The organism is Crocinitomicaceae bacterium (assembly GCA_016708105.1).
Classification (GTDB): domain Bacteria; phylum Bacteroidota; class Bacteroidia; order Flavobacteriales_D; family Crocinitomicaceae; genus JADJGJ01.
The window spans coordinates 1,031,878-1,058,672 of record JADJGJ010000001.1 but is presented as its reverse complement, the minus strand read 5'-3'; the positions used below and the strand labels follow the sequence as shown (position 1 = coordinate 1,058,672).

The 26,795-nt window shown below is 37.6% G+C and carries 27 protein-coding genes; 17 read left to right on the top strand and 10 right to left on the bottom strand.

The genetic code is table 11. The annotated features are described in order from the left end of the window. Positions 1-10: 10 nt before the first annotated feature. Genes bioA through IPH66_04520 form a run of 4 tightly spaced genes read right to left on the bottom strand, consistent with a single transcriptional unit; the run spans position 11 to position 3,981 of the window. Complete coding sequence (gene bioA / locus IPH66_04535) at positions 11-1,294, bottom strand: adenosylmethionine--8-amino-7-oxononanoate transaminase (GenBank protein ID MBK7128620.1); 1,284 nt, start codon at positions 1,292-1,294, stop codon at positions 11-13. Further along, complete coding sequence (gene bshB1, locus IPH66_04530; GenBank protein ID MBK7128619.1) at positions 1,294-2,010, bottom strand: bacillithiol biosynthesis deacetylase BshB1; 717 nt, start codon at positions 2,008-2,010, stop codon at positions 1,294-1,296. Before bshB1 ends, bioA begins: the two co-directional genes overlap by 1 nt. A gap of 50 nt (positions 2,011-2,060) precedes the next feature. Further along, positions 2,061-2,588, bottom strand: a complete 528-nt coding sequence (locus IPH66_04525; GenBank protein MBK7128618.1) for a hypothetical protein — start codon at positions 2,586-2,588, stop codon at positions 2,061-2,063. Next, positions 2,581-3,981 (bottom strand): DUF2029 domain-containing protein, encoded by a 1,401-nt coding sequence (locus IPH66_04520; GenBank protein ID MBK7128617.1) that lies wholly within the window; start codon positions 3,979-3,981, stop codon positions 2,581-2,583. The genes IPH66_04525 and IPH66_04520 overlap by 8 nt, the downstream gene beginning before the upstream one ends. 56 nt (positions 3,982-4,037) lie before the next feature. On the opposite strand from IPH66_04520, the gene IPH66_04515 reads away from it, so the two are divergent. The 5 genes from IPH66_04515 to IPH66_04495 all read left to right on the top strand — a co-directional run bounded on the left by IPH66_04515 (position 4,038) and on the right by IPH66_04495 (position 9,714). Next, positions 4,038-4,709: a tetratricopeptide repeat protein gene (locus IPH66_04515; protein ID MBK7128616.1), complete on the top strand. Its 672-nt coding sequence runs from the start codon at positions 4,038-4,040 to the stop codon at positions 4,707-4,709. Further along, a complete protein-coding gene (locus tag IPH66_04510) occupies positions 4,709-5,200 on the top strand; it encodes a 6,7-dimethyl-8-ribityllumazine synthase (protein ID MBK7128615.1) in 492 nt (163 codons plus the stop codon). The genes IPH66_04515 and IPH66_04510 overlap by 1 nt, the downstream gene beginning before the upstream one ends. A gap of 178 nt (positions 5,201-5,378) precedes the next feature. Then, the gene (locus tag IPH66_04505; GenBank protein ID MBK7128614.1) at positions 5,379-6,722 is read left to right on the top strand and encodes a hypothetical protein; all 1,344 of its coding nucleotides are present in this window, start codon (positions 5,379-5,381) and stop codon (positions 6,720-6,722) included. Then, positions 6,719-8,848, top strand: coding sequence for a methylmalonyl-CoA mutase (gene scpA / locus IPH66_04500; GenBank protein MBK7128613.1), 2,130 nt, complete (start codon positions 6,719-6,721; stop codon positions 8,846-8,848). The genes IPH66_04505 and scpA overlap by 4 nt, the downstream gene beginning before the upstream one ends. A 143-nt stretch (positions 8,849-8,991) precedes the next feature. Beyond that, entirely contained in the window at positions 8,992-9,714 is a 723-nt protein-coding gene (locus IPH66_04495; GenBank protein ID MBK7128612.1) for a hypothetical protein, read from the top strand. A gap of 282 nt (positions 9,715-9,996) precedes the next feature. Here IPH66_04495 and IPH66_04490 read toward each other — a convergent pair whose 3' ends face one another. Next, positions 9,997-10,524 (bottom strand): IS630 family transposase, encoded by a 528-nt coding sequence (locus tag IPH66_04490; GenBank protein ID MBK7128611.1) that lies wholly within the window; start codon positions 10,522-10,524, stop codon positions 9,997-9,999. A gap of 8 nt (positions 10,525-10,532) precedes the next feature. Then, positions 10,533-10,952, bottom strand: coding sequence for a winged helix-turn-helix domain-containing protein (locus tag IPH66_04485; GenBank protein MBK7128610.1), 420 nt, complete (start codon positions 10,950-10,952; stop codon positions 10,533-10,535). 191 nt (positions 10,953-11,143) lie between these two features. Between IPH66_04485 and IPH66_04480 the strand changes: the two genes are divergently transcribed. The 9 genes from IPH66_04480 to IPH66_04440 all read left to right on the top strand — a co-directional run bounded on the left by IPH66_04480 (position 11,144) and on the right by IPH66_04440 (position 21,017). Beyond that, a complete protein-coding gene (locus IPH66_04480; protein ID MBK7128609.1) occupies positions 11,144-12,370 on the top strand; it encodes a SpoIIE family protein phosphatase in 1,227 nt (408 codons plus the stop codon). 108 nt (positions 12,371-12,478) lie between these two features. Next, positions 12,479-13,603, top strand: coding sequence for a porin (locus IPH66_04475; protein ID MBK7128608.1), 1,125 nt, complete (start codon positions 12,479-12,481; stop codon positions 13,601-13,603). Between the two features lie 56 nt (positions 13,604-13,659). Further along, positions 13,660-14,226 carry an NfeD family protein gene (locus tag IPH66_04470; protein MBK7128607.1) on the top strand — a complete coding sequence of 189 codons (567 nt, stop codon included), beginning with the start codon at positions 13,660-13,662 and terminating at the stop codon, positions 14,224-14,226. A 15-nt stretch (positions 14,227-14,241) separates the two neighbouring features. Then, entirely contained in the window at positions 14,242-15,777 is a 1,536-nt protein-coding gene (locus tag IPH66_04465) for a flotillin family protein (protein ID MBK7128606.1), read from the top strand. 207 nt (positions 15,778-15,984) lie between these two features. Further along, positions 15,985-16,629: a hypothetical protein gene (locus IPH66_04460; protein ID MBK7128605.1), complete on the top strand. Its 645-nt coding sequence runs from the start codon at positions 15,985-15,987 to the stop codon at positions 16,627-16,629. A gap of 124 nt (positions 16,630-16,753) precedes the next feature. After that, positions 16,754-17,557, top strand: a complete 804-nt coding sequence (locus IPH66_04455; GenBank protein MBK7128604.1) for a T9SS type A sorting domain-containing protein — start codon at positions 16,754-16,756, stop codon at positions 17,555-17,557. Further along, entirely contained in the window at positions 17,557-18,114 is a 558-nt protein-coding gene (locus tag IPH66_04450) for a hypothetical protein (GenBank protein MBK7128603.1), read from the top strand. The genes IPH66_04455 and IPH66_04450 overlap by 1 nt, the downstream gene beginning before the upstream one ends. Positions 18,115-18,243: 129 nt before the next feature. After that, positions 18,244-18,579 (top strand): hypothetical protein, encoded by a 336-nt coding sequence (locus IPH66_04445; GenBank protein MBK7128602.1) that lies wholly within the window; start codon positions 18,244-18,246, stop codon positions 18,577-18,579. A gap of 170 nt (positions 18,580-18,749) precedes the next feature. Continuing rightward, entirely contained in the window at positions 18,750-21,017 is a 2,268-nt protein-coding gene (locus IPH66_04440; protein ID MBK7128601.1) for a carbonic anhydrase, read from the top strand. A 52-nt stretch (positions 21,018-21,069) separates the two neighbouring features. On the opposite strand, the gene IPH66_04435 is transcribed toward IPH66_04440, so the two are convergent. From IPH66_04435 to IPH66_04420, 4 genes are read right to left on the bottom strand one after another with little or no spacing between them, the layout of a single operon-like run. Further along, positions 21,070-21,255: a hypothetical protein gene (locus IPH66_04435; protein MBK7128600.1), complete on the bottom strand. Its 186-nt coding sequence runs from the start codon at positions 21,253-21,255 to the stop codon at positions 21,070-21,072. Beyond that, the gene (locus tag IPH66_04430) at positions 21,252-22,232 is read right to left on the bottom strand and encodes a HipA domain-containing protein (protein MBK7128599.1); all 981 of its coding nucleotides are present in this window, start codon (positions 22,230-22,232) and stop codon (positions 21,252-21,254) included. The genes IPH66_04435 and IPH66_04430 overlap by 4 nt, the downstream gene beginning before the upstream one ends. Next, on the bottom strand, positions 22,232-22,558 hold the full coding sequence (locus IPH66_04425; protein ID MBK7128598.1) for a HipA N-terminal domain-containing protein: 327 nt from the start codon (positions 22,556-22,558) through the stop codon (positions 22,232-22,234). Before IPH66_04425 ends, IPH66_04430 begins: the two co-directional genes overlap by 1 nt. Next, positions 22,555-22,773 (bottom strand): helix-turn-helix transcriptional regulator, encoded by a 219-nt coding sequence (locus tag IPH66_04420; protein ID MBK7128597.1) that lies wholly within the window; start codon positions 22,771-22,773, stop codon positions 22,555-22,557. The genes IPH66_04425 and IPH66_04420 overlap by 4 nt, the downstream gene beginning before the upstream one ends. 742 nt (positions 22,774-23,515) lie before the next feature. Between IPH66_04420 and IPH66_04415 the strand changes: the two genes are divergently transcribed. The 3 genes from IPH66_04415 to IPH66_04405 all read left to right on the top strand — a co-directional run bounded on the left by IPH66_04415 (position 23,516) and on the right by IPH66_04405 (position 26,777). Beyond that, positions 23,516-24,880 (top strand): hypothetical protein, encoded by a 1,365-nt coding sequence (locus tag IPH66_04415; GenBank protein MBK7128596.1) that lies wholly within the window; start codon positions 23,516-23,518, stop codon positions 24,878-24,880. 32 nt (positions 24,881-24,912) lie between these two features. Next, complete coding sequence (locus tag IPH66_04410; protein ID MBK7128595.1) at positions 24,913-25,512, top strand: hypothetical protein; 600 nt, start codon at positions 24,913-24,915, stop codon at positions 25,510-25,512. A 149-nt stretch (positions 25,513-25,661) separates the two neighbouring features. After that, entirely contained in the window at positions 25,662-26,777 is a 1,116-nt protein-coding gene (locus IPH66_04405) for a hypothetical protein (protein ID MBK7128594.1), read from the top strand. The last annotated feature ends 18 nt before the right edge of the window (positions 26,778-26,795 follow it).

Sequence of the window (26,795 nt, the reverse complement as noted above, 5' to 3'; positions counted from 1 at the left end):
ATTTCAACGTTTATTTTGTTCTCGCTATCTCTTGAGCAAAAGAAATAAAAAGCGAATAAATTTTATCTAAATCCACTTCATTGATACAATACGGCGGATTTACAAACAATACGTTTCCAAGTGGCCTGAGTAAAACACCATGCTCAAGAAAATAGAGATAGGCGCGATTTCTAATCTCAGCAAAATAATCAGTTTGCTCACAAGGCAGTGCAGCAGCCAGAATGGTTCCACAAACACGCACATCATGAAAAACTTGCCTTGATTTAAGTTTATCTGCAAAATGTTGTTGCCATGTTGTAAGTTGAAAAATTTTCTCTTGCGTCTCAGCATCCATCAAAATATCAAGTGACGTGCAAGCCGCTGCACAAGCTATTGCATTGCCCGTAAACGAATGACCATGCAGCAATGCTTTAGCTGTTTCATCATGCAAAAAAGCATCATACAATGTTGACGTTGCCATGGTAACACCTAAGGGCAATACGCCTCCGGTTAATCCTTTTGACAAACACATGATATCCGGTTTATAATGCAATTGATCACAGGCAAACAAAGTTCCGGTGCGGAAAAAACCGGTCATCACTTCATCTGCAATAGTCATCACCTGATATGCCTTTGCAATCTCTATAAACTTATTCAACAAAGCGGCATCATACATGCGCATGCCGGCCGCACCTTGTATTAACGGTTCAAAAATAAAACATGCAAATTCTCCCGATGATAAAAGTTTGTCAGCCTTAACCAGAATTTCATCCTGATTATTTTCATCAGGGAACGGGAGAAAATCTACTTCAAAAAATAAATGCTCAAATGGTTTATTAAAATGTCCCCTCTGCCCAACACTCATGGCGCCAAAAGTATCACCATGATAAGCGCCTTCCAATGCAAGCACTCTTTTTCTTGGGCTACCCATATTATACCAAAACTGAAAGCACATTTTTAAAGCCACCTCTACAGCGGTTGAACCGTTGTCAGAAAAAAAAGCGCGCGCAAAATGTTGATTTGATAATTGCACTAATCGCTTTGCTAATTTCACCGCCATGGGGTGAGTGACTCCCGCAAAAATAACATGATCAATTTCTTTAAACTGGGAATAAATGGCATTTGCTATTCGTGAATTTCCGTGGCCATGAATATTTGTCCACCAGGATGAATTTGCATCTATGAGTTGTTTCCCGTCTTGCGTATACAAATATGCTCCATGCGCTTTCACCACAGCAACCGGTGGCAATGCCGTTTTTGCTTGTGTGAATGGGTGCCACACATAGCGCAGATCATCTTCAAAAAAATTTTCCACTAAAATAAATCAGTTATTGAATCAACTCCAGTCGGTCTTGTCAACATAAAACCTTCAGCATATTTCACACCAATGTATTTGCCATAATCTCCCCACCTACCTTTGAGAAAATCAAAATAAAATTCACTTGATATCAAGGTCGGTGGTTCGGTTGAACCAGGTTTATAAAATTGAGAACCATACGCTTTAATCGCTTCAATTTTTCTTTCTGCAAAATCAGAAATATCAATTAATATATCCGGTTTCAAATAGTTTTCTTGAATGTAATGATATACAGTACGTGGTCTCCAAGTGGTTTGATTCACTCCGATGTATGAAGTTTGAATTTTAGGTAAACCTGAATAAAAACATGCCTGCCTTACAAGTTCAGCAGCGCGTCCGTGATCAGGGTGACGATCAGAAACTGCATTGGCTAAAACAACTTCAGGTCGGTAATGTCTGATAACACTAATTATAGATCGCAAAGTTTCTTCATTATGTTGAAAAAAACCGTCTTTGAGTTTGAGATTCACCCGGTCATGAATACCCATAATTGCTGATGCGGCGGCGGCTTCTGCATAACGATCCGCAACGGTTCCACGAGTGCCTAATTCTCCTTCAGTCAAATCAAGAAGCACGACAATTTTTCCTTTTGAAATTTCACGCATCAACGTTCCCGCCGCTGACAATTCAACATCATCAGGATGCGCCCCAATAGCCAATATATCTGCTTTTATTTCCATAGCTCTTCTAGTTGGTTTTAACTTGCCACGCTCAGCATTGTCAATTATTTTTTGTACTTCTTAACGCCTTCATTTAATTTATTCATCAGTTCATCAAAAGTGCAGGCAAGATATTTTTTTTCAATAACCACCGGTGTCTGATAAAGTTCGGCATTTTTTTCAAGAACTTGCCTGATGGCTTTATTTGCAGCTGATTTATAAATTTCCTCCTTTGATTTGACATGAATTTTCACAAGAGTAACCGATGAATCTGCCTCAATGGAACGAATATTTTTCCATGCAATAAATCCACAACCAATAGCTGATGACTTATCCATAATACCATTGGCATCTATTGTGAGACCGGCAGTTTTATCTTGCAATAATTTTCCGGCAGATGCTCCTGCAATAACAAGAAAAGCGGCTATAACACCTGCAACAATTTTTATAATCAACGACAAGGTATCCGAAGTAAATTCTGCCAAATAAAACAAACTGAAAAATAGTACTGCAGCAAACAGAATATAAATGCTAACAGCAACATACAACCTTTTGCGTTGAACCGGAATATGAATGGCAGTTAACTTATTCATCTGTTCCTTTTATTAGGTTATTTAACTGAAAACCAAATTTTGGTTTATGTTTTACCAATTCGTAGATCATTACAGCAAATAAACAAACATATTCAATGATCACCAACACACCATTCTCTTCTGTCATGTCTTGCTGATAGGCATGATAACTTAAAAACACCACGAATGACCAGACAACGGCAAAGCGGTACTGCGTAAAAACCGAAATAGCAAGTACCGTTGTTATATACCAAGGATGCACCGTTGTTGTCATCACAAAATAAATACTGATTGCCCACAACATAGCTGTCATCACATCATGCGGTCTTTCATATTTTCTAAAAAATGCAATTGACGCAATAGTCAGCAGCGTGATGACTGAAAGCGCCGGACCTGCGCTTGCAACAATATCGTATCCTTTTATATAAAACCCAATTTCACGTACAATGTAAAAAACGCTGGCGTTGAATTCAAAATGAACAAAATATTCATTCACACTTTGCATCATATTTGACAAAAAGATATTATTCATCAATATGACACTGATCCCTAATACCAGTAACCCGGTCAAAGAGACAAACACGATGGTTTTACGCAAGCCAATTTTTTTAAGCAATAAAGGAAGAAAAATAAGCGGTACCAATTTGACATGAATTGCAAAAGCAAAGAACACAGTACTAAAAATCCACTGATTATTCAGTAGAAGCCATACTGCGCTGAGAAGAAAAAAAATCATGACCCCTTCAAAATGCACATTACCTGACAATTCTAAAATAACTAAAGGGTTAAAAGCAAACAACCAAATGGAATTGGGATTTAAATTCAATTTTCTGAGAATTTTAGATCCAACCAAAATTGAACCTGCATCTGCAGCAATGAGTATGAGTTTTAAAATGATCAACTGAGTGGTAATAGAATTGGAAATTAATGCCGGAATAACAAATAGAAATTGACTCAACGGCGGATAACAAGTATAATGCTGTTGAGATAGTTCACCCATGCCATGATACAATTTACGCATGTGCGGTTCATCCAAAAATCCTCCATAACTAATTAGCTCATCCGGCTTATGCGCAAACGGATTGATGCCATTTGCCATTATTTCTCCATCCCATATAAATCTGAAAAAATCATTGGACAGGGCCGGTATTGCAAAAAGCAGAATCAGACGCAATGCAATTGAAAAGGCAAATAGTTGATTAAACTTAAAGTCGCCCTTATTTTGTTGAATAATCAGGTACAAGGCAAATAGCGCAAGCCACAAACCGAATAAAAATTCAAAATCTGAACGGTTGACATGATATCCGGCAACATAATACAAACCACCTGAAAGCAGCAGCAAGAAGCCTGTTAACAAACGATATTTCAGTCGAGATTCCAGTTTTTTACGCTTTGAAGCTGTAAAATTCTGCATTTTAAACCAATTTAAATAAAAAAAAATTAATTTTGCACCCATCATTTCAGGCAGACATGGCAAAAAAAGACCACAAAAAAACAAACGACGAAGTTCAGGATCTTACCTCAACAGAGTCATTTTTTGAGAAAAACAAAAAGGTGCTGGCGTATGCCGGTATTGGTATCGTAGTGGTTATCATTGGATATTTTGGGTATAAGAAATTAGTGGTTGAGCCACGCGCTGAAGAATCTCAAGATGCGTATTGGAATGCATTCTACGAATTTGAACAAGGTGATTCAGCCGGAGTTGCTGTTGCCGGAAATGAAAATTTCATGGGCTTTGAAGAAATTTCTTCAGAATATTCAGGTACACCCGGTGGTGAAATTTCAACCTATGCATTGGGCGTAACTGCCATGGAAAAAGGCGAGTATGAAAATGCCATTGCCTATTTTGAAGAGTGTGAGTTTGAAGATGTCATGTTGGGTACTTTAACCATTGGTTTGATTGGTGATTGTTACGTTGAGCTTGGGCAGTATGAAGAAGCAGTAGCCAAATTTGAAGAAGCTGCCGTGCGTGAGCCAAATGAATACACCAGCCCGATGTTTTATAAAAAAGCAGGATTGGTTTATCAAGAACTTGGTCAAAACGACAAAGCAGTGATTGCTTATCAAAAAATAAAAGATGATTGGTCTACTTCTGCTGAGGCAGCAGATATTGACAAATACATCATCAGAGCTCAAAACTGATGGCAACTGCAGAAAAAAATCTATCAGATTATAATCCGGAAGAAATTCCAAATGGTGCCGATTTCAAGATCGGCATTGTTGTTTCTGAATGGAATGCTGATATCACAAATAATTTGCTTGATGGCGCCGTTCAAACCTTATTAAAAAATCAGGTAAAAGAAAATAATATTCTCATCAAGCGTGTTCCCGGTACCTTTGAATTACCTCTTGGAGTGCAATTTATTCTTGAACATACTTTTGCTGACGGGGTGATTGCTATTGGTTCAGTGATTCAAGGTGAAACCAAACATTTTGATTTTGTTTGTGACGCAGCCGCTAAAGGAATTAAAGATGTCAACCTGAAATACAATAAACCGGTTGCGTTTTGTGTGCTCACTGATAATACCAAACAACAAGCCATTGACCGGTCTGGCGGTAAACACGGCAATAAAGGGGTTGAATGCGCAATTGCCTGCATGAAAATGATTGCTTTGCAAAAAAGTCTTATCTGATTTTTTTTATCATTACCTCTACTCTTTTAGCCAATTATTACACAAATAGCAGACTACTATTTCACTGGTAGTATTTTCTGCGTGAGATAATCCCAAATTAAACAACGCTGCACGAGTCATTCAAGCCAAGCTATTAAATTTCTTGAATTAGCCTTACCTTTGGAGAAAACCAAATCCAATGAACAAGCTCTTTTCTGAGTTTCAAGCTCCGGATTATGATACCTGGGTGAATCAAATTAAAAAAGATTTGAAGGATAAACCACTCAGCGCGCTGGAGTCAAATCCTGAATATGATTTAGACATCATTGCTTATCATCATCCAACACATGATCAGGGTGCATTAATTGAACCATCTGTTTTGAATTATTTTCAACGACAAAACAATAACTGGCAAATCAGAAAAGTATATGAAGAGGGGCAGAACGCCATCATGTTGCATGACTTGAATAAGGGAGTAAACGCCATCAGCATTCCGGCAATAAATTCTAATCAGGTGAAAGTTGATTTGAAAGATGTTCATCTTGATCACATCACAGCCGATATTCGTTTTGAAAATGCCGAGAGTGCCTTGAATTCATCAGTGCCTTTCACTGTCAACTTGAATTTTGACGTGTTATCTCTGAATGCAAAAGCGGGAAATCAAACCTGCTCTCTGCATGATTTTTTATTGTTTTATCAAAAAAATCCTGATTCAAAATCAATTTGGGTTGATGGCTCAATTTATGGAAATGCAGGCGCTGGTACAATTGAAGAACTTGCATTTACTTTGTCTCACTTGAATGAATATGTTCACTTTTTGCATGTTGAAAATAAGATTGCGCTGCAAGAGATTAACAAGAAATTAATTCTAGAATTATCAGTCACTGAAAACTATTTTGTCAACATAGCAAAGTATAGAGTTATCAGGCAACTAATGCAACTTCTTTTCAAAGCGTATGACGCAACGTATGAGATGATCATGCCAATTGTTTATGCAACTACTTCTGCACGTTTTCTCGCGTTGAATGACGCAAATAATAATTATCTGAGGCAAACAACTCAAGCAATGTCAGCGGTGCTTGGCGGATGTGATGTTTTAACCATTTCAATTCCTGCAGGTCTTGATGAAAAATCAAGTAACATTGCCCATCACATGGCTACCAATATTCAGTTGGTTTTGGCTGAAGAATCTTTTTTAAATCAGGTTACAGATCCTGCTGCCGGGTCATATTATCTTGAATCATTATCTGATCAGATTTTGACAAAAGCATGGAACCTGTTTCAGCAGATTGAAGAAAACGGCGGTTGGATGAAGAGCATTGAAAACAACATGATTCAAAATCAAATTGAAGAAACCAGAAGTAAAATGCAAGAGGATATTCAAACAGGAAAAAAATCTTTTTTAGGTGTTAACCGATATCCAAACAAAACTGAGCAATGGATTCAGGCAAATCATAAATTGGAGTCAACCGGAAAAGAATTTAATCCAATAAAACCATTCATTGCAGAGCATTATTATCAACCACAGGCAGCAACAAAATGAACCGTATAAAATTTAAGAACATACCGGTGCAACGCACAAAAACAAGAGCGTCTGAATCAGCTACGATTTTTAATACCGCTGAAGGAATTGATTTAAAAAATCATTATCAGTCAGCAGATATTGATGCGTGCGAACATCAACAATTTGTATCAGGCATTGCACCATTTTTAGGTGGCCCCTACTCTACTATGTATACCATTCAGCCATGGACAATCAGGCAGTATGCAGGATTTTCAACGGCTGAAGAATCAAACGCATTTTATCGTCGCAATTTGGCGGCAGGACAAAAAGGATTATCCGTTGCATTTGATCTTGCCACGCACCGAGGGTATGATTCTGATCACCCGCGCGTTGTTGGAGACGTTGGTAAAGCAGGCGTTGCCATTGATTCTGTTGAAGACATGAAAATACTTTTTGATCAGATTCCATTAGATCAAATGTCAGTTTCTATGACCATGAATGGAGCCGTAATTCCAATATTGGCATTTTATATAATTGCTGCTGAAGAACAAGGTGTAAAACCTGAACAACTTGCAGGCACCATTCAGAATGATATTTTGAAAGAGTTCATGGTGCGCAATACATACATTTATCCTCCGGCGCAATCCATGAGAATTATTGCAGATATTTTTGAATGGACTTCTGCTAACATGCCTAAATTTAATTCCATTTCCATTTCTGGATACCACATGCAAGAAGCCGGAGCAACGGCAGATCTTGAACTGGCATATACCCTGGCTGACGGAATGGAATACATTCGTGCCGGCATTGCTGCGGGAATGGATATAGACACCTTTGCACCGCGTCTTTCCTTCTTTTGGGGAATTGGTATGAATCACTTTATGGAAATTGCAAAAATGCGCGCGGCTCGATTACTCTGGGCAAAAATTGTCAAACAGTTCAATCCTAAAAACAATAAATCTCTTGCACTGCGCACGCATTGTCAAACATCAGGTTGGAGTTTAACAGAGCAAGATCCTTACAACAATATCACCAGAACGTGTGTTGAAGCAATGGCCGCAGCACTTGGTGGCACGCAATCATTACACACCAACGCATTGGATGAAGCCATTGCATTACCCACAGATTTTTCAGCACGCATTGCACGCAACACACAAATTTATTTGCAAGAAGAAACAGGTATCACAAAAATTATTGATCCATGGGCAGGTTCATATTACTTAGAAAAACTCACCCATGAAATAAGTCAAAAAGCCTGGGCTCATATTTGTGAAATTGAAGAAATGGGTGGTATGGCAAAAGCTATTGAATCAGGCCTACCTAAAATGCGAATTGAAACGGCGGCTGCAAGAAAACAAGCACGCATAGATTCAGGTAAAGATATTATTGTTGGTGTAAACAGGTATCAGCCCGACGAAGAAATCACGCTTGACATTCTTGACATTGATAACGCAAAAGTAAGACAAGCGCAAATTGACCGCCTCAATAAAATGAAATCATCCCGTGATGAAAATGCGGTGCAGTTAGCTTTAAAAAATCTAGAACAAGGTGCAGCCGGCAAATCTAACTTGCTTGAGTTGGCAATTGACTGCGCCAGAAAAAGAGCATCGCTTGGCGAAATTTCTCTTGCCATGGAAAAAGTTTTTGGACGATATCAAGCCACTATTCGCTCTGTTAGTGGCGTTTATTCAGCAGAATCTATGAATGATGAAGATTTTGAAAAAGCAAGAGAAATGGCAAACCGCTTTGCCGCTCTTGACGGTAGACGACCGCGAATCATGATTGCCAAAATGGGGCAAGACGGACATGACCGTGGAGCAAAAGTTATTGCAACTGCCTTCGCTGATCTCGGTTTTGACGTAGATATTGGACCGCTTTTTCAAACACCTGATGAAGCCGTTCAGCAAGCCATTGAGAACGACGTGCATATTCTTGGTATCAGTTCTCTTGCCGCAGGGCATAAAACGCTCATTCCGGCAGTTATGCAAGAATTGAAAATGAAAGACCGTGAAGATATTATGGTAATTGCCGGTGGTGTCATTCCGCAGCAAGACTATGAGTTTTTATACAAACAAGGTGTGATGGGAATTTTTGGACCGGGAACAAAAATAGCGGCTGCAGCCATTGAAATTCTTGAAATTATGCTTCAGTACTATGAAGATTGAAGTGGTTAATTTTTGGTTAATTTCAAAAAAATGTAACTTTAGGCATCAATTTTGAGTTTAATGGTTACCAGAACATGTGAGCTAAATTCAGGTATCACTTGTAACTAAACCTGAAAACATCGTTTACATCAAACAGGACAAATATGAAAAAGGCAGTTTTATTTTTAGTGTTTGCAATTGGGATGTTAAGTCCCGTGATTGCGCAGCCGCCAACTTATGATGATCTATTGATCTATTATGCCGATGGTGATTATGAGAAACTTTTGAAAAAAGCAGAATCATACACGCTGAAAGATGATACGAAAAATGATCCATTGCCGTATCTTTTTCTTTCAAAAGCAAATTTTGAAATGTCAAAAGATCAGGCATGGGTTGACAAATATCCAAAAGCTTATGGTGATGCAATCAAATATGGTGGTATGTGTATCAAAAAAGATAAAGACAGCACGGTATACCATGAGCATATTAAATATTTCACTGAATTGAAAGAAGCCATTGTTGAAGAGATTGTGAATATTGTTGAATCAGGTCAGTATCCAAAACTGATGGGCTTAATTCCTAAACTGCATAAAATAGATGTGAACGATGTAGGTTCATACTTTTTGAAAGCCGCAGCTGAAATTCAGAACGGAGATAAAAGCTCAGCCAAAGAAACCATTAAAATTGCAAACGAACGCTTGGCAAAAGTTAAAAGCATTGAAGGTTGGCGAGAAGTAGATTTGCGTATGCTGAAATTAGGCATTATGGAATACGCCAAGGCAGCCGTAAAAATTAACCAAAAACAAACAGCCATTGACACGCTAAACAAAGTAAAACAATGGTTTGAAGAGGATGAAGAGTTTATGGCATATTACAATGAATTCTGATCAACGGAATAATAACATAAGAAAAAGCACCGGCATTGTCCGGTGTTTTTTTTTGCCTCACATAATTGACTTAGCTGATGATGATGACCATAAACACATCAATGATAAAAATTGCAATACTTGAATAAGGTCGTAGTTTACTTGATTGAAAAATTCTCTTACATTTGATTGATAGTCTGTCAGTTTATGGAACTCAATGAAACAACAAAAAAAGAGCAATGGAAATATATTTTTCAGATATTTCCGCTCATTGATTTATACCATTAGCCAATATAATTTAGTCTAAAAAGAGCATAATAAATATTTGAAGGAACAAATTTTCTTTACTGTTTTTGTTGTAATTATTCTCCTCACAACCTTGGCTAAGTGTTTGCCCAATTGATCGATGGTATTAAAGGATTTGCAAACGAACTCTTGTTTGAGTTGCCACCAAATTTTCTCGGCGGGGTTTAGTTCTGGACTATAAGGCGGCAGAAAAATTAAAATGATATTCTCGGGTATGATTAGTTTCTTTGCCTTATGGAAGGCTCCGTTGTCAAGCACGATTAGTTTAAGTTCTTTTGGATTCTGCTTTGATAATTCTTGAATAAAATATTGAAAGCAATCTGTATTACAATAAGGCAGTTCCAACAAAAAGCTATCTCCATTTATTGGTGAGAATGCTCCATATAGGTATGTGTTTTCGAATTTGTGTTGATAAGTACAAACGGGTTTTACCCCCTTTGCTGTTAGAACCCGCCCTGTTCTTGTGAGTAGTCCAAATCGACTCTCATCCTGGCAATAAATATTAATGCTTTTATAGCATCCCAATAGTGGTTTTACTTTGTCTTTACAGATTCGTTTGAAGTTTTTTTAAAAGTAGCAACCGCTTCTTTATCCTTTTTAATATGACTCTTGCGGGGTACTTTTAACGATGCGCCAAAGTGCCTTTTAACATAATGACGCAAGCTGTTGTAATTAACTCCTTTAATAAAATTATTTTCCACCCACGCATGTAATTGTTTGTAGCTTGAAAATGCGGCATCCTCTGAACAAAGCTTCAATTTAATTTTCTTATGCACAGACTTACTTATTATGGAGGGCTTAAATCCAATTCTACCATCCTTTAATAATTCGGATATACCGCCCTTTTGATATTTAGTCCGCCATGTCTGAATACTGTTGTGATTTACACCTATCAGTTCCGCTAATTCATTCTTGCCTAATGCTCGATCAGAACGCTTGATCTCAATAAGCATTTTTATTTTCGGACCGTGGTGGTCTGCAGATTTTTTAAGAGACTTCTTAAGTCCTTAAGCGATTCTTTCACCGTAATAGAGAGTGCATTTGCCATACCTCAAATATATAGCATATATACATTAGTCTAATATAGTTCAAGAAAAGATATTGACAATTTACTTGTTAATATCAGACTATTCTATAATAGCTAATGGTATTACCATTCAATGCACTGGCAATTTACCTATCAGCCAATTGGCCGGTAACTTTAGCATTTGCTATTGCGTTTCCCGTTGTTGCGACAACTATCCTCAAAATTTCTGAGAAAAAAAATATTCAACCAGGTGTGTACATCATGTCAATCAATGGGGTTTTATTTTTATTCTATATGTATTTTTCAGGACCGGCCTCGCCCACTTGGTTATCGGTGATTAATATTACAGTTGGCTCCTCATTTATGTTTAACAGACCACTTTATGGTCAGGTGGGCATGGGTGTTTTTGCGGTGATGATAGGAGGATTTTTTTGGTGGATGGGGGCTGATTTTATTTATTGTCTGATCATTACACTCACCCTATTGTCTTTTGTGCTTTTATTCAGTCGCGCATTTTACTACATGCAACTTCAGCAATATAAAATTGAAGATAAAAACAGAGAAATTGAAAACAAAAACAAAGATATTACTGATTCAATCAACTATGCGCGCAGAATTCAATTTGCTGTGTTGCCCCGTGAAGAAGTAATTCAACGAAACATTCCTCTTTCATTTATTTACTACAATGCAAAAGATATTGTAAGCGGTGATTTTTTTTGGTTTCATGAAATAAATCGCAACCAATATATATTTGTTTGTGCAGATTGCACCGGACACGGAGTACCGGGAGCATTTATGACCGTAATAGGCACCAGTTTGCTAAACCAGACAGTAGTTGAAAATAAAATTCATCAACCGAGTAAAATTCTTGCAGAAATTGATCGTCAGATTAATACCATGTTAAAACAACAATACCAAGATTATGATTTTTCAGTTCAAGACGGCATGGACCTATGCTTGATTCATGTTGACAAAGAAACCAATAAACTCACGTTGGCATCAGCGAAGCGTCCGGCTATTTTTATCAGGAATAAAGAACTCAATGAAATTAAACCCACAAAATTCTCAATTGGAGGCATGCGCACAGGTGAAAAGATATTTACCGAAACTGAGATGACCTATGCTGAAGATGATGTACTTTATCTTTTCACAGATGGATACACGGATCAATTTGGCGGTGAAAAAGCAAAAAAATTCTCTTCAAAAAAATTACGTGAACTACTACTTCGCATCCACAAATATTCAATGCCCGAGCAAAAAAAAGAGTTGGCAACAACCATTGCCGGCTGGCAGGGAAATCTTGAACAAATTGATGATATGCTGGTGGTTGGCATCAGGTTTTGAATAAATTAAATTCAAATTGCCCATCTTCACCCAGTTGATCAATTTGCTTTGAAACCATTGCTCAAAATAAACTAATTTTATCCCTTACAAATTGAAAACCTTGTTAGCATGAATAATCACTTGTTGAGATTACTTTTTATAACTTTCCTCTGCCTGCATACTTATATTAATCACGCCCAAGTCACTAACACGGCAACTCTTGACACCACCGGCGGACAACAAATTGGTAATACCTCAATCGGCGCTTATTTAGACATGTATTACGGTTACAATCTCAATGAAGCACCAGGTAAAAAACTACCTTACTTTGTAAGCATGGCTGATCACCATCAGTTGAATATTAATTTAGCATTCGTTGACATCCGGTATCAATCAAACAAAATGAGAGCGCGCTTTGTGCCGGGCTTTGGAACTTACATGCGTGATAATTATGCGCTTGAACCCTTGGCTTTGAGAAATTTGCTTGAGGCTTCAGCTGGTTTAAGACTTTCAGAGAAAAAAAATATATGGATGGACGCCGGAATTCTTGGCTCACCTTACACCAATGAAAGTGCAATCAGTAAAGATCATTTGATGTATAGCCGATCACTGGCGCCCGAATATGTTCCATATTATCTTGCAGGAATAAAATTCAGTTTTCCGTTATCAGAAAAACTGAATTTCTATTTATATCTTCTCAACGGCTGGCAACAAATTGATGATTTTAATAATGGAAAATCTGTTGGGACACAATTAGAGTTCAGACCAAATGCAAACAACCTGATTAATTGGAATACTTACGCCGGTGATGAACGATCAACGCTCAACGCAACATACCGCAATCGTTATTTTACGGATGTCTACTGGATTTATGATGCAGGAAAAAAATGGAGCTTCACATCATGCATCTATGCCGGCAGACAAGAAATAAAAAACAGCAGTGGGACTACCGATCCTCATTATTGGTGGCAAGCAAATTTAATTGCGCAGTATCGCATCATGGATCCTCTTTCCATCAGCGCGCGGGTTGAGTATTTCTCAGACCCTGACCAAGTGATGCTTGATGCGCTAGACACCACAGGGTTCAATGGAGGAAGTGCAGGATTATGCATCAATTATCGCCCCGTAAAAAATGCCATGGTAAGGTTAGAAGCAAGACAATTTTTAACCAGAGATTTTCAATTCTATTTGCACGATACGCATGCTGCAAATTACATGACATGGTTACTCTGCGGGTTCACTGTATGGTTTTAACTCAGTGTTTGCATTTTAGTCTTGTTGTGATTCAAAAATAATTTTACCTTTATCTCATGGAATTCTTCACACACATGGAGCCATGGCTTCAAACTTTCTGGTATATTGCCTTACCGGCAACGTTGATTTTTTTGATCCAAAGTATCATGACCTTTGCCGGCATGGATGCGCACGACGGTGTTGATGCAGATTTTAATTCAGATCTCTCTCACACTGAAGCACCTTTTCAATTGTTCTCTCTGCGCAATCTCATCAACTTTCTCATGGGATTTGGCTGGACAGGTATTTGTTTCTACTCGTACATCTCAAATAAAATTGCGCTTACCGGTTTAGCATTATTTATTGGGTTGGTGTTTGTTGGTATGTTTTTTCTCATCATCAAACAAATTCAACGTCTGGCAGAAGATAATACCTTTAAAATTGAACAGGCTTTGAATAAAACAGGCAGCGTTTACCTGAGTATTCCTGCACAAAAAAGTGGCAAAGGCAAAGTACAAGTTTCTGTTAACGGTTCAATGCAAGAACTTGATGCAGTAACTGAAGGTGATAAAATTGAAACCGGTGCTATGGTGAAAATTGTGCGTACAGAAGGCACTAATCTTTTATTTGTTGAAAAAATCTAATCTCTACTAAAAATTATGGAACTTAACCCACTTTATCTCATTCTCATTGGCGTTGTAGTATTCTTCATCGTCATTGCCGCGTTGATATCACGTTACAAACGATGTCCGTCTGACAAAATATTGGTTGTATACGGAAAAACCGGAGGCGCATCAGCAAAATGTATTCACGGTGGTGGTGCATTTATCTGGCCGGTAATACAAGATTTCGCATATCTTGATTTGAAACCAATTTCAATTGAAGCCAATTTAACAAATGCACTTTCAAGACAAAATATACGTGTTGACGTACCATGCCGTTTTACCATCGCCATTTCAACTGAACATGAAAGCATGGGCAATGCGGCTGAACGTTTGCTTGGCTTACATCATGAGCAAATACAAGAATTGTCAAAAGATATTTTATTTGGTCAGTTGCGTTTGGTGATTGCTACCATGACCATTGAAGAGATCAACTCAGACCGTGATAAATTTTTAGATAACATTTCAAAAAACGTTGACACCGAATTGAAAAAAATTGGTTTGAAACTGATCAACGTAAACGTTACCGACATTAAAGATGAATCAGGTTATATTGAGGCATTAGGAAAAGAAGCTGCCGCAAAAGCAATCAACGAGGCAAAAATTTCTGTAGCTGAACAAGAGAAAATTGGTGAAACCGGTAAAGCGGTTGCTGACAGAGAGCGCGAAACACAAATTGCAGAAACTCACCGTGACCGTGACGTTAAAATTGCCATTACACAAAAAGACAGAGAAGTAAGTATTGCTTCGGCGCACAAAGATGAAGCCATTGGTAAAGCAGAAGCTGAAAGAGACACCCGTGTTAAAACGGCAGAGGCAAATGCGATTGCGGTAAAAGGGGAAAACTCTGCAAAAATTGACATTGCTAATTCAGATGCAATACGTCGTGAAAAAGAGGCGGAAGCACTACGCATTGCAATATCTGCAGAAAAAGTACAACAGGCGAAAGCATTGGAAGAAGCATATCTTGCAGAACAAAAAGCAGAGACTGCCCGTTCTGAAAGAGAACGTTCAACTCAAATTGCAAACATTGTTGTTCCTGCTGAAATTGCTAAACAAAGAACCATCATTGAAGCACAAGCCGATGCTGAAACCATCCGTGAAAATGCAAAAGGACAAGCTGATGCGATTTATGCAAAAATGGAAGCTGAAGCAAAAGGTCTCTATGAAATTCTGACTAAACAGGCTGAAGGGTATAAACAAGTGGTACAAGCTGCCGGTGGTGATCCTACTAAAGCATTCCAATTATTGTTGATTGAAAAATTACCTGACTTGGTTAAAACGCAAGTTGAAGCGGTTAAAAATATTAAAATTGACAAAATCACGGTGTGGGATTCCGGTGCGCATGACGGACAAGGAAGTTCAACATCAAACTTTGTTTCTAACATGATGAAAACTGTACCGCCTCTGAATGATTTATTCAATATGGCCGGACTGAATTTACCTTCTTATTTGAAAGGTGCTGACGGAACAGATGTAGAATCAGCAAAAAATTCTGATATGGAAGATGATCAGACAAAAGAAACGAAGTAGAAATAAAATAGCATTGTATCAACTAGAAAATCTCGCCGCCGGCGGGATTTTTTTTTACTACTTCTCTCCCCGATGGAGAAAGCTTTAATGAAATTTCATTTTTTCAAGATTAGTTACTTTATCTGCTCTAATCTAATTTATTATCAATCAAAACCCTGTATCAATCAAATACAAAAATTATATTTGACTCAGTTTGAAGATATAATTATGAAAAAACAACTGACAGATAAAGAAAAAGAAGCAAAAAAACGAGGACGAAAAATGAACATCGCGCTTATCGTCTTCTTGATCATAGCAACTCCAGCAATATGGTTTGCTACTTTTGGTTTTGCGCATGAATCTGTTATCTCATATAAACACGTTGTAATAAATGGAGACACTGTTTGCGTTACTCTTTCTAACAAAACAAGTTCTAGTAGCTCACATGTCAGCTCATCTAAAGAGCATTCGGAAAATACCGGCACATTCAATCATGGTTATTTTATTGAAGTATATGATAGCGCAAAAAATATCTCACACGATAAAATAAAATTTGACTCACCGGTTTCATCCATGGAAAGACAACCCGAAATATTTGCTTACCCTGATGGCACTATTTGGGTAGTGTCAACATGCCAATATTCACATGATGGTGATGAGGGATTTATTTTAAAATACGCATTTGAAAATCGTAAAATCGTATCAAAAGACTTTACTTTACTTGAGGGATACCAGCCGGCATCTACTCATGAAAACATGGTGATTTTACGTTCAAAAAATGAGATGTTGATTGGCTTCAATCCGATATTTGGCAATATTTATTTAGACATGGAAACCGGAGAAATTGTTGATGAAAGAATAAGCACGGAGTAACCATGAAACAACACTTTAAAAAAAACAACCTGATTTTTAATCACCCTTTAAATGACAGTACACTAAAGGTAATTCCATCAACCCAATCTTTTCGTACTTTTGGCTTACTCCAAATTGCAGAACTATGAAATTTTTGATCACCACCGCATTCATAACAACCGGAATTCATCAACTATTTGCTCAATGCAATCCGGCACCGGGTAACGTTTACGCGTTTACAGCCAACGGTATTGACTACGAAATCATCAAAGAAAATTTAAGTTGGAATGACGCTGCAACATGTGCAGTAAACCGTGGTGGAATGTTGACAGAAATTAATTCTCAGTTAGAAAACGATTCCATTTTTTATCATGTCAATCTTGCGGGTATTACTGCATCAAATACCGATGCACCTGACGGAGGCGGAGCTGCGTATTTATGGATTGGAGGAAATGACATAGCTACAGAAGGCGCATGGGTTTGGGATGGTAATAATGATGCAACTGCAACGCAATTCTGGCAAGGTACATCAACAGGCACTCCGGTTGGTGGCTTGTACAATAACTGGGGAAATGAACCTGATGATTTCAGCGGACAAGACGGCCTTGGTTTTGCCTTCACCGATTGGCCATTTGGAGTTGCCGGAGAATGGAACGATATAGATACCGCCAATCAACTTTATTTTATTATTGAATTCCCGCATGACCTTGGTACAGAAAATGAAATCAATACCGGAGGAATTAACATCTACCCCAACCCATCAAACGGTTTGGTCTATTTCCATAACACAGGTGAAAAAGCAACTTTCAACCTGGTATCTGCAGATGGAAAATTGTTCTACGAATTAACTATTTCAAATCAGCAAACAGTTTCTCTGTTGCTTGATTCAGGTTTGTATTTTTTAATCAATACCTCAAGCGGAACCAATCAGAAAATACTGGTTGAGTGATGAAAACTTTGATTGAAATTTTTCCAAAAGCCCGCACCGGTAGTTATATTTGGGAACATATTCTCAAAACCGTGATGGGACTTTGCGGTGGGTTTGGCTTGATATTTTTTACCCTTTTTTTAATTGGTGGCAGATCAAAAAATGACAGCGCGCTTAAACTAATTGTCTATTTATTTGCGGATCATATTGAAGTCACTTTAGCAATTTGCTTCTGCTTTGCTATTATTTTGAACATAATTGCAGTTTACCGGAATAAGAAAAAAATCTATATCCGTAAAATTGAAATGAGTGATAACTTGAGCAGTGTTAGATTTTCTATGATTTCAGTGTACTCTGATGAAGAAATTCAGGTTGATGTACCAATAATTAATTTGCAGATTTTTGAATCTAAAATAAAAGAACTCTTCATTGGTTCACACAAGGTTATTTCATTTTCAGATCTTGACCACAAGGCTTTTGGCATGATTGATCCGCAACATGAAATACACCGGAAAGAAATGTATAAATTTAAACCCGTGTTGCAAAACATTAGATCCCGGCAATCTGAAGTGGATTAAATGTTTGCAAATTTTGACTTTTGCAGATAGCATTGAGAACAAAATCAACGGATAGTTGTTCAACAAGAATATGAAAACATGACCTGAATTCTATTTTCATACTGAGTTTTATATACCTTTGTACCGGTAATGCAATTTCATAAGTATCTCATATTATCACTTTTTTTACTCACCATGGTGGGTTCAGAAATTATGCGTGATACACGTTGGTGCAATGTGAGTACCAGTTCAGAGTTAATCATCACGGCTGATCTTGCTGACAATGGTCCTGCTGAAGAAGAAGAGGAGCAATCACCGTTGGAAGAGCGAGAAGAAACACGTGAAATGTTTTCTGAACACATTTTAATACCAGACTTTGAATTAATAGAAGAAAAAAAAGCAACCATGTTTGCTGCATGCAGATTTCATTATTCAATTCCTGATCTCAGCATCACATCTCCCCCACCGGAAAATTTGTTTTCATAGATCACCATCTCGGTTCTGAGTGTGCTGTGCAAAGTACATCTCACATTTGATCATGATCTCTTATCGCACCTTTTAATTCATGTAATGATTTCTTCATTGACTTCATGCATTCATTAAAATCAATTCAAAATAATAGTGTCACAAAGCAAGCAATTGCAAACAAGAATTGTATGAAAACATATATCAAAAATTTAAAACATGATTTACCTGCTGGTTTAGTAGTTTATCTGGTGGCTTTACCCTTGTGTCTTGGAGTGGCGCTTGCCTCAACCGGAAATTCTGAACTTCTTTTTTCAGGCATTATTGCCGGTATAGCCGGAGGAATTATAGTAGGATTAATTAGTGGAAGTGCCTTAGGTGTTTCTGGTCCTGCTGCCGGTTTGGTTACCATTGTAGCCGGTGCCATTGGATCACTGGGAAGTTTTGAAGCATTTTTAGCCGCAGTTGTTTTAGCGGGTATCATTCAACTCATTGCTGGTTTTCTTAAAGCCGGAGTGATAGGTTACTATTTTCCATCTTCGGTGATTAAAGGGATGCTGGCTGCCATAGGTATCATTTTAATATTGAAACAAATTCCGCACGCATTTGGCTTTGATCAAGATTTTATTGGTGATGAAGATTTTTTTCAAAAAGATGGGCACAACACACTTTCTGAAATTTACTATGCTATCAAATATCACAGCACCGGCGCAGTAATCATCAGCGTAGTTTCTCTTGCTTTGTTGATTTTGTTTGAATTGAAATTCATGAAAAAATTACACTTGTTTAAATTTTTGCCCGGAGCTCTTTTTGTTGTACTGGCCGGTACATTTCTCAATATGTACTTCATCAACTCACAGCCTGAACTTGCATTAGCAGACAAGCATCTGGTAGGTTTACCGGTTGCACAATCAGGTGCAGATTATTTAAACTTCATCACCTTTCCTGACTTTGGTATCCTCACTAATCCACGAGTTTATTTTATTGCGCTGACTCTTGCGCTGGTTGCCAGTTTAGAAACATTACTTTCTATTGAAGCAACAGATAAACTTGATCCACAAAAAAGAAAATCACCGGCAAATCGCGAATTGGTTGCACAGGGTTTTGGTAATATTGTTTCAGGTATGTTGGGAGGTTTGCCAGTTACGCAAGTCATTGTGCGCAGTTCAGCAAATATCAATTCTGGTGGACATACTAAACTTGCTACCATTTTTCATGGAATGCTTTTATTAGTTTCTGTACTCACTATTCCAATGTGGTTGAACATGATTCCGCTTTCAGCCTTGGCTATGATTTTAATTATGGTAGGATACAAATTGGCAAAACCTTCTCTATTTGTTGGTATGTCAAAATTGGGATGGGAACAGTTTATTCCCTTTGCAGTTACCGTTGCAGGTGTGGTTTTTACAGACCTATTATACGGTATTGCATTAGGTATTTTGGCGTCAGTTTTTTACGTGCTGAGAAAAAATTATCGCAATGCATTTAAACTATATGAAGAATCTGTGCGCGGCAGAAAAAAATTGATTTTGAAATTTGCTGAAGAAGTTTCTTTTTTAAATAAAGCAAGTATTTCCAATCAATTAGATAAGATAGAAGAAAATTCTGTGGTAGTCATAGATGCTTCCAGAACAAAGGAAATGGACTATGATGTGATTGAGCGCATTGATGAATTCAAACATTATGACGCAAAGAAAAAGCATATAGATTTTGAAACAATTGGTGTGCCTGAATTTAAAAACGTAGGTGGATTCAAAGTAGTGAAAGAACTCAAAAAAATAGTGAAAAGCGTACGTACACAAACTAAACGAAAATTATTGTTGATGACACCTGAAATTGCCTTGAACAAACTCAAGGATGGGAACCGTCGTTTTGTGGAAAACTTACGCGCTCACCGTGATTTGCTTGAACAAGTCAATGAAACTTCTTCGGGTCAGTTTCCATTTGCTTGCGTACTGAGTTGTATTGATTCACGCACATCAGCTGAACTAATTTTTGATCAAGGTTTGGGTGATATTTTCAGCGTGCGTGTTGCCGGCAACGTGGTGAATGAAGATATACTTGGCTCTATGGAATATGCATGCAAAGTAGCAGGATCCAAATTAGTTGTGGTACTTGGGCATACTAGATGTGGTGCTGTTACATCAGCTTGCAAACATGTTGAAATTGGTAATATCACATCACTATTGAATAAAATTCAACCTGCGGTAAATAAAATAAAATTGCAGGTTGAAAATATAGAAGACCAAAAATCTATTGAACTGGTATCAGCCCAAAACGTGCGTGAATCAATTCAGTTAGTTGTTCAGAAAAGTCCTATCCTGGCAGAAATGATTGCAAAGGGAGAAATCATTATGGTTGGCGGCATGTACGATGTGGATAGCGGCTACGTAGAATTTTTTGAAGAAGAAATTACTTTGCCAACTAAAGAAACAATGCTAATCGGAGACGAGAAATAATAACAATTTTCGCTTGGCTAAATTGTAATACTCATCCGCATCGCACCACTTGCTATGGCCAGATGGCGATTGAACAAATTTGAGAGCAACTCGTCAAAAATTCGTCGAGCTTTGGTCGTTTATAGGTATAGAAATCTTCGAACACAAAGTTCTCCGGTACGTCGAGCTTGTGCTTGGTGGCATGAATTAAAGTTTCGTCTAAGTCGAAGACAATTATTTTCTTTTCTGATTTTTTCAATTCTTCATCAACTGTTTCAACCGCCCCATATATGCCTGCCAATAATTTCTCTTTGTCGTATCATTTAGAAAAGAAGCAGCAACCAATTTTTCCACCAACTCAGATTTTGAAATCATGAACGAAAAAATATCGTTAAAAATCTTTTCACTCACTCCGGCTTGTTTTGCAAGGATGGCAAATTGCTGAATCATTTTTCCCTTCGCTAAATTTCTTGGTAACAATCCATCGCTCAAGGCAAATTCTTTATCGTTTACATGAATGTGGCTATTCAGCAAATCGTACGCAGGACTCAGGCGATAGTCACCCATTGGAGTTTCGAGCAACGAAAAGTTTTTTAAATGTGCATCTCCGTTTGAAAACAAATAATTAAAAACTAGCAGCTTCAACAATTTTGGTGCTTCCAATTTGTAAACCGGTAAATGTTTTTGCATCAATTGAAACAACTCCAAATAGTTTCCAAAATATTTATAATGTTCACCGTGAGTTTGTGGAGTTCTTCCGGCAAGTGATGCAAAATCATCTTGCGCCAATTTCATTCCCTTTTCATTTACATCAAAGCGTTTCGTAATGTAAGCGGGCGTTCCATCCTTAAAAAAAATCAGCGCATTTTCTGCCGTTTCTATTCCATAAACTTGACGTGCAATTTGCATTGTGAGGTGTTCGTTCGCCGGCATTTGATCAGCTTTTTTTCCGGCACCCGGAATTGGTTTTAGAATGTAAGTTCCACGTTCACCTTCATGGATGAGTCGCAATTTATTTTTTTCAAGGATCATTGAGAATTTTTCTTGAACACCGGAAATGGAAGTAAGTTTTCGATTCTCCTCAAAAAGTTCATCTGTTTCATCATTTGGCGAATCATAAGGCAAAACGTGATGTACTTTTTTACCACCAAATACTTTATTCAAACAGGTTTTACTGTATGTATCAAAACCTTTTGACAAGGTGCCCGGGCAATATTTTATTTTTGGTAAACTCACTATTCTTCTATTTTAACCACTCTTACTGCGCCTATACTATCACTTTTTGCGGTTGTCATCAGCAGACCAAAATAATCATCTTGATCAATTCTATGATGTTTACAGACTACCTGTTTATTAGACCCTTCCGGTAACATATTGAAAAAAAAAGGGAATAAATATTTTGACTGAAACACTTTTTTGGTTTTAGGCAAAGTAAGGCTGATGACCGGTTTATCGTTGTTGGAAACCCAGCCATCATTGTAACGAAATGTAAATGTGCCATCATCTAGCTGAGTCAACAGGCCGGCCTCTTCATCCTTAAATAGTATTTTTGCGGCTCTCATTTCTTACCGGTTGTATTTTTAATTTTTAGTGTTATTTCTAAGCCAAGCACATCTGCCAACTTTTGAATAGTTGATAGCGTTGGGTTTCCTTTTCCGCTTTCAAACTGTTTTAATGTTCGTAATCCAACGCCGGACAGCTCTGCCAGAGCCTCCTGTGTTACTCGGAGGGCTTCGCGTCTGGCTTTTATTATTTCTATTAGTGGTTTAAAGTGCATTATACGGCTCTTTGTTTTGTAAATATATGAAATATTTTGGAATTGGCATTATATAGTGCAATATATAGCACTATTAAATACAATTTACACTATAGTTACCATTAATTCCTTGAAAGATGTCTATTATTTTAACTTTAGTGAAAATCATCCCTTATACCCTTTTAGAGGGCACAGAATAATGAAGGCACTTTTTTATGCTAAGTTAATAGATGATAAGAATATAGAAAAAATTATCCTCGAAACGGAAGAAGCTATTCTTGATAGATGTTCTTCTTAACAAGTTGAACTCTTTAATCGCATTTTGACTGATTACTTGAAAATTGAATTACCCATTAAGTTGAGAAAATCACTTGAACAAATTAAACTCAATAAAAAAATAGAGAGAGAAACAATGAAACAGAATATCAAAGATAGAATCGCACGTGGTGATATTTGATTATGAGAGTCGCAGCTTCCACAACCTGTCCCAAATTCAACTCAATGAAAACGATCTGAAGCTTTACAAAACAAATGCTACAATAAGTTTAAAAACCGGTTATACTTTTCATTGCAAAACTGAGCAGGTAAATGAAGTTTTGATTTTCATGAATTTCATTTGGGTGTCATTTTCACAATAAACTTCTGCAGATGTCAAGCGCAAGAATGAAAACTAAAAAAGATTATATTTGACAACGCACTCAACCCATCCAAAACGACAACAACAAATTACATAGAATTTTTTTACGACCCATTTGGAAACCGTGTGGCTAAAAAAGTTGTTCAGTTAAGCGGAGAAATTGAAGAAACAATTTACACGCATGATGCATCAGGCAATGTAATGGCAGTGTATGATTATTCTGATGACGGCATTGATGCAACTTGTTTTCTAAAAGAAAGTCATATTTACGGAGGCAAACGCTTAGGTATGTACCACCGCGCCGTTGACATGGAAGCAAGCTACACACCATCATCAACAGAAACCAGAATTTTAGGTGAACGTGATTACGAACTTTCAAATCACCTGAACAATGTATTGAATGTAATTTCAGACAGACTTTTAACGGTTGATGGCAACTCCGATACGTATGTAGATTATTATAGTGCAGATGTTACATCTTGGTGTGATTATACGCCTTACGGGATGACAATGCCAGGCAGAAACGCCACCAACGCAAACTACCGCTACTCCTTCAATGGTAAAGAAAAAATAGATGAGGTTTCAGGTGGCGGAAATTCTATTGATTTTGGGGCTAGGATTTATGATTGTAGAGTTGGCGTATGGCATTCAATTGATCCAATAATTAAATCAAATGAATCACCCTATACGGGACATTCTAATAATCCTGTTTGGTTTAAGGATATTGGGGGAGCTGACACCGTAATTGCGATTCGTTATAGTTATGAGGAACACAACGGAATTACTTTGAAAGTGTATAATTACTATAAGATAGAAGAAACTTCAGAAGCTGGCTCAAAACTCGTATTTCAGATCTATGAGCCTGGTGCTACCACACCAACATTAGTAACAGGTTGGCAATCTGCCACAAATCCAAATGGTTTGGACAAAAACTCTGGAGTAGGCGCAACCCTTTCGAAAATTGGCACATATTATAATAAATCAGGGCAAGCCTTCGAAGGTGAAATGTATAAATACATTAATACAACAACTAAAGCTAAGTATTATTGTGATCCGAACGCAACTTCTGTTCCAATAAATGGCTATGGTTTTTCTTTTGACTTGGAATTCGAGTTCAAACCAGATAAAGTAAACCTGACGCAATCAGATTTGGAGGATTATAACACCGCAATGACAGAATTGGATAATGTAGCTACATTGTTAAACTCTCCGCTTATCTTGACCAATCCACTAAGCGGCAGTAATGTGAGATTAAATCCCGCAAACGCAACAATAACTGTCACTGGTTATCATTCGCCAGAGCCCTCGACCTATACGCCTCCAACAGGCACACCTGCCGCTGATGCAGGCGCCACTGGGAATACAGCACTTGACATGAATCGTGCGGCATCTGTTGCGAAGTTTATTACAAGCAATACTGCTGCAACAAAGGTTCATAGCAGATCTGGTGGCGAGGGAACCCGCAGAACCACTGTAACCGTGAGCTTTTGAATAGATAGATGTGTGATATAATCTTTTAGAATATGATCCGTTTTAGAACTTTTATCGTCGCACTTTTAAGTACGTCGACTTTTTGGAGTTGTCAGGAAAAAGAAGTCTTTATTGGTAACTCTTCCACTGTTTTTATTCCATATGCAAACCAGACTTTTCGTGATTTAACCATCTCATACTTTGACTCTTCAAATATTATACAGTTTATAACGGTTCATGACAGAACAGAGATGATAATCATAGAATTTTACCGAAGCCAAAACATTAAGTCATTGGCGAATGGTAAATATATTGACAATGAGATTGAATTCGGAGAGATCCAACCTAATACGTACAATTATTTTTTAATCCGCAATGGAGAAGGCACCTCGTATTCATCAACACAAACTTTGTACAATACTTTTTATGAGAGTGGCAAACCAAAAAACATATTGGTTCGTGACTTAAAAGACAACTTCAAATTTTCGTATAATGTTTACCATGAAAATGGAAACATCAAAACGGAGATGAAATTTCAACATGTATCATTGGATAGTCTATTTGTTCCCGTTGGTATTTGGAAAGAATATAGTTTAGAAGGAATTTTACAAAAGGAATTTCATGCCCCCGCAAGTTATGAGTTTCAGGATTAAAGGGTTGAATTCCGTTAATCCAAATTTTAAAATTTCATTGCTACTTCCACGACAATTCCGTATTAAACTCTTCAATACATGTCATTAAAAAAATCACAAGCGCATGAAAAAGAATTTCCCTACCTTGCACTATCTGAAAAAACCAAAAAATGCCAAAAGCTTTTAGAAATACTGGTGAAATGTTGCGTGGTGGTTACCGCTACTCATTCCAAGGCCAGGAAAAAGACAACGAAATAAAAGGCGACAACAACTCAATCAACTACAAGTACCGCATGCATGACCCACGAGTGGGGAGGTTTTTTGCGGTGGATCCGTTGGCGTCTAAATATCCTTTCTATTCCTCATATTCATTTAGTGGAAATCGTGTAGTTGACGCTGTTGAGTATGAAGGCTTGGAACCGCAATCATATTTGTCATTTTTCAATAACTGGGAAAAGGTTACAGGATGGCAACACAATCGGGAAGTTGAAGATCAGTATGCGACATCGTTTAAGAATGAAATAAGAAGCGAATTTAAAAATCTCAAGCACTCTTCAGTTGTTCAGCGCGATGCTAATTTTGCAAACTTACATGTAACACTCACTAACGGCATGGTAAGAAATCCGGTGACAATAAATTGGAATTTCCAGAATCCAATAGAATTATCTGGTAGCGGAACTTTGACAACCTTTACAGTTGATGGTAAACTTGTTTATAGAACGGGAACCGCTGGTGAAGTTTCATGCGGTCTTTTATCATCTGATGAGTACGTCTGGAATGAAAATGCAACGAGCTGGGAATACAACCCGAGTATATTGGCCGCTGGAGCTTCAATAATAAATGGTGTTCCAATGGATATAGCTGGTGCACGGGGGTTTACTTGCTATATGTCTTCCTATGAGGTAATAGTTGGACAATTAGTAAACGTAACCGTTACAGCAGGTGGTACAATTGTGAATGCTGGACTCTATATTGACAAAACAATATCAGGTAATCTTGTTGGACAGAACGCTTCTCCAGTTACTCAAGATTCAAGAGGAAATTATACAACTGGTGAATTTAGTTTCAGTTCACAAACTAAAAAATCCTATGATAGAGAACAATATAGGAATGAGAGAAAAGTGTTACGAAACACTCGAGGTGTCAACGGCCAAACCTATTCTTTTTCTTACGGTGGTGACAGCAAAATACAACGGATTTACTATTTTGAGAATGGGACTTGGTCATCAGAAGCAGTGCACCTTGAAGAAAATAAAGAGGCAAGAAAATCGGTGAATGGACAATAGTTAACATAAATTGATTTT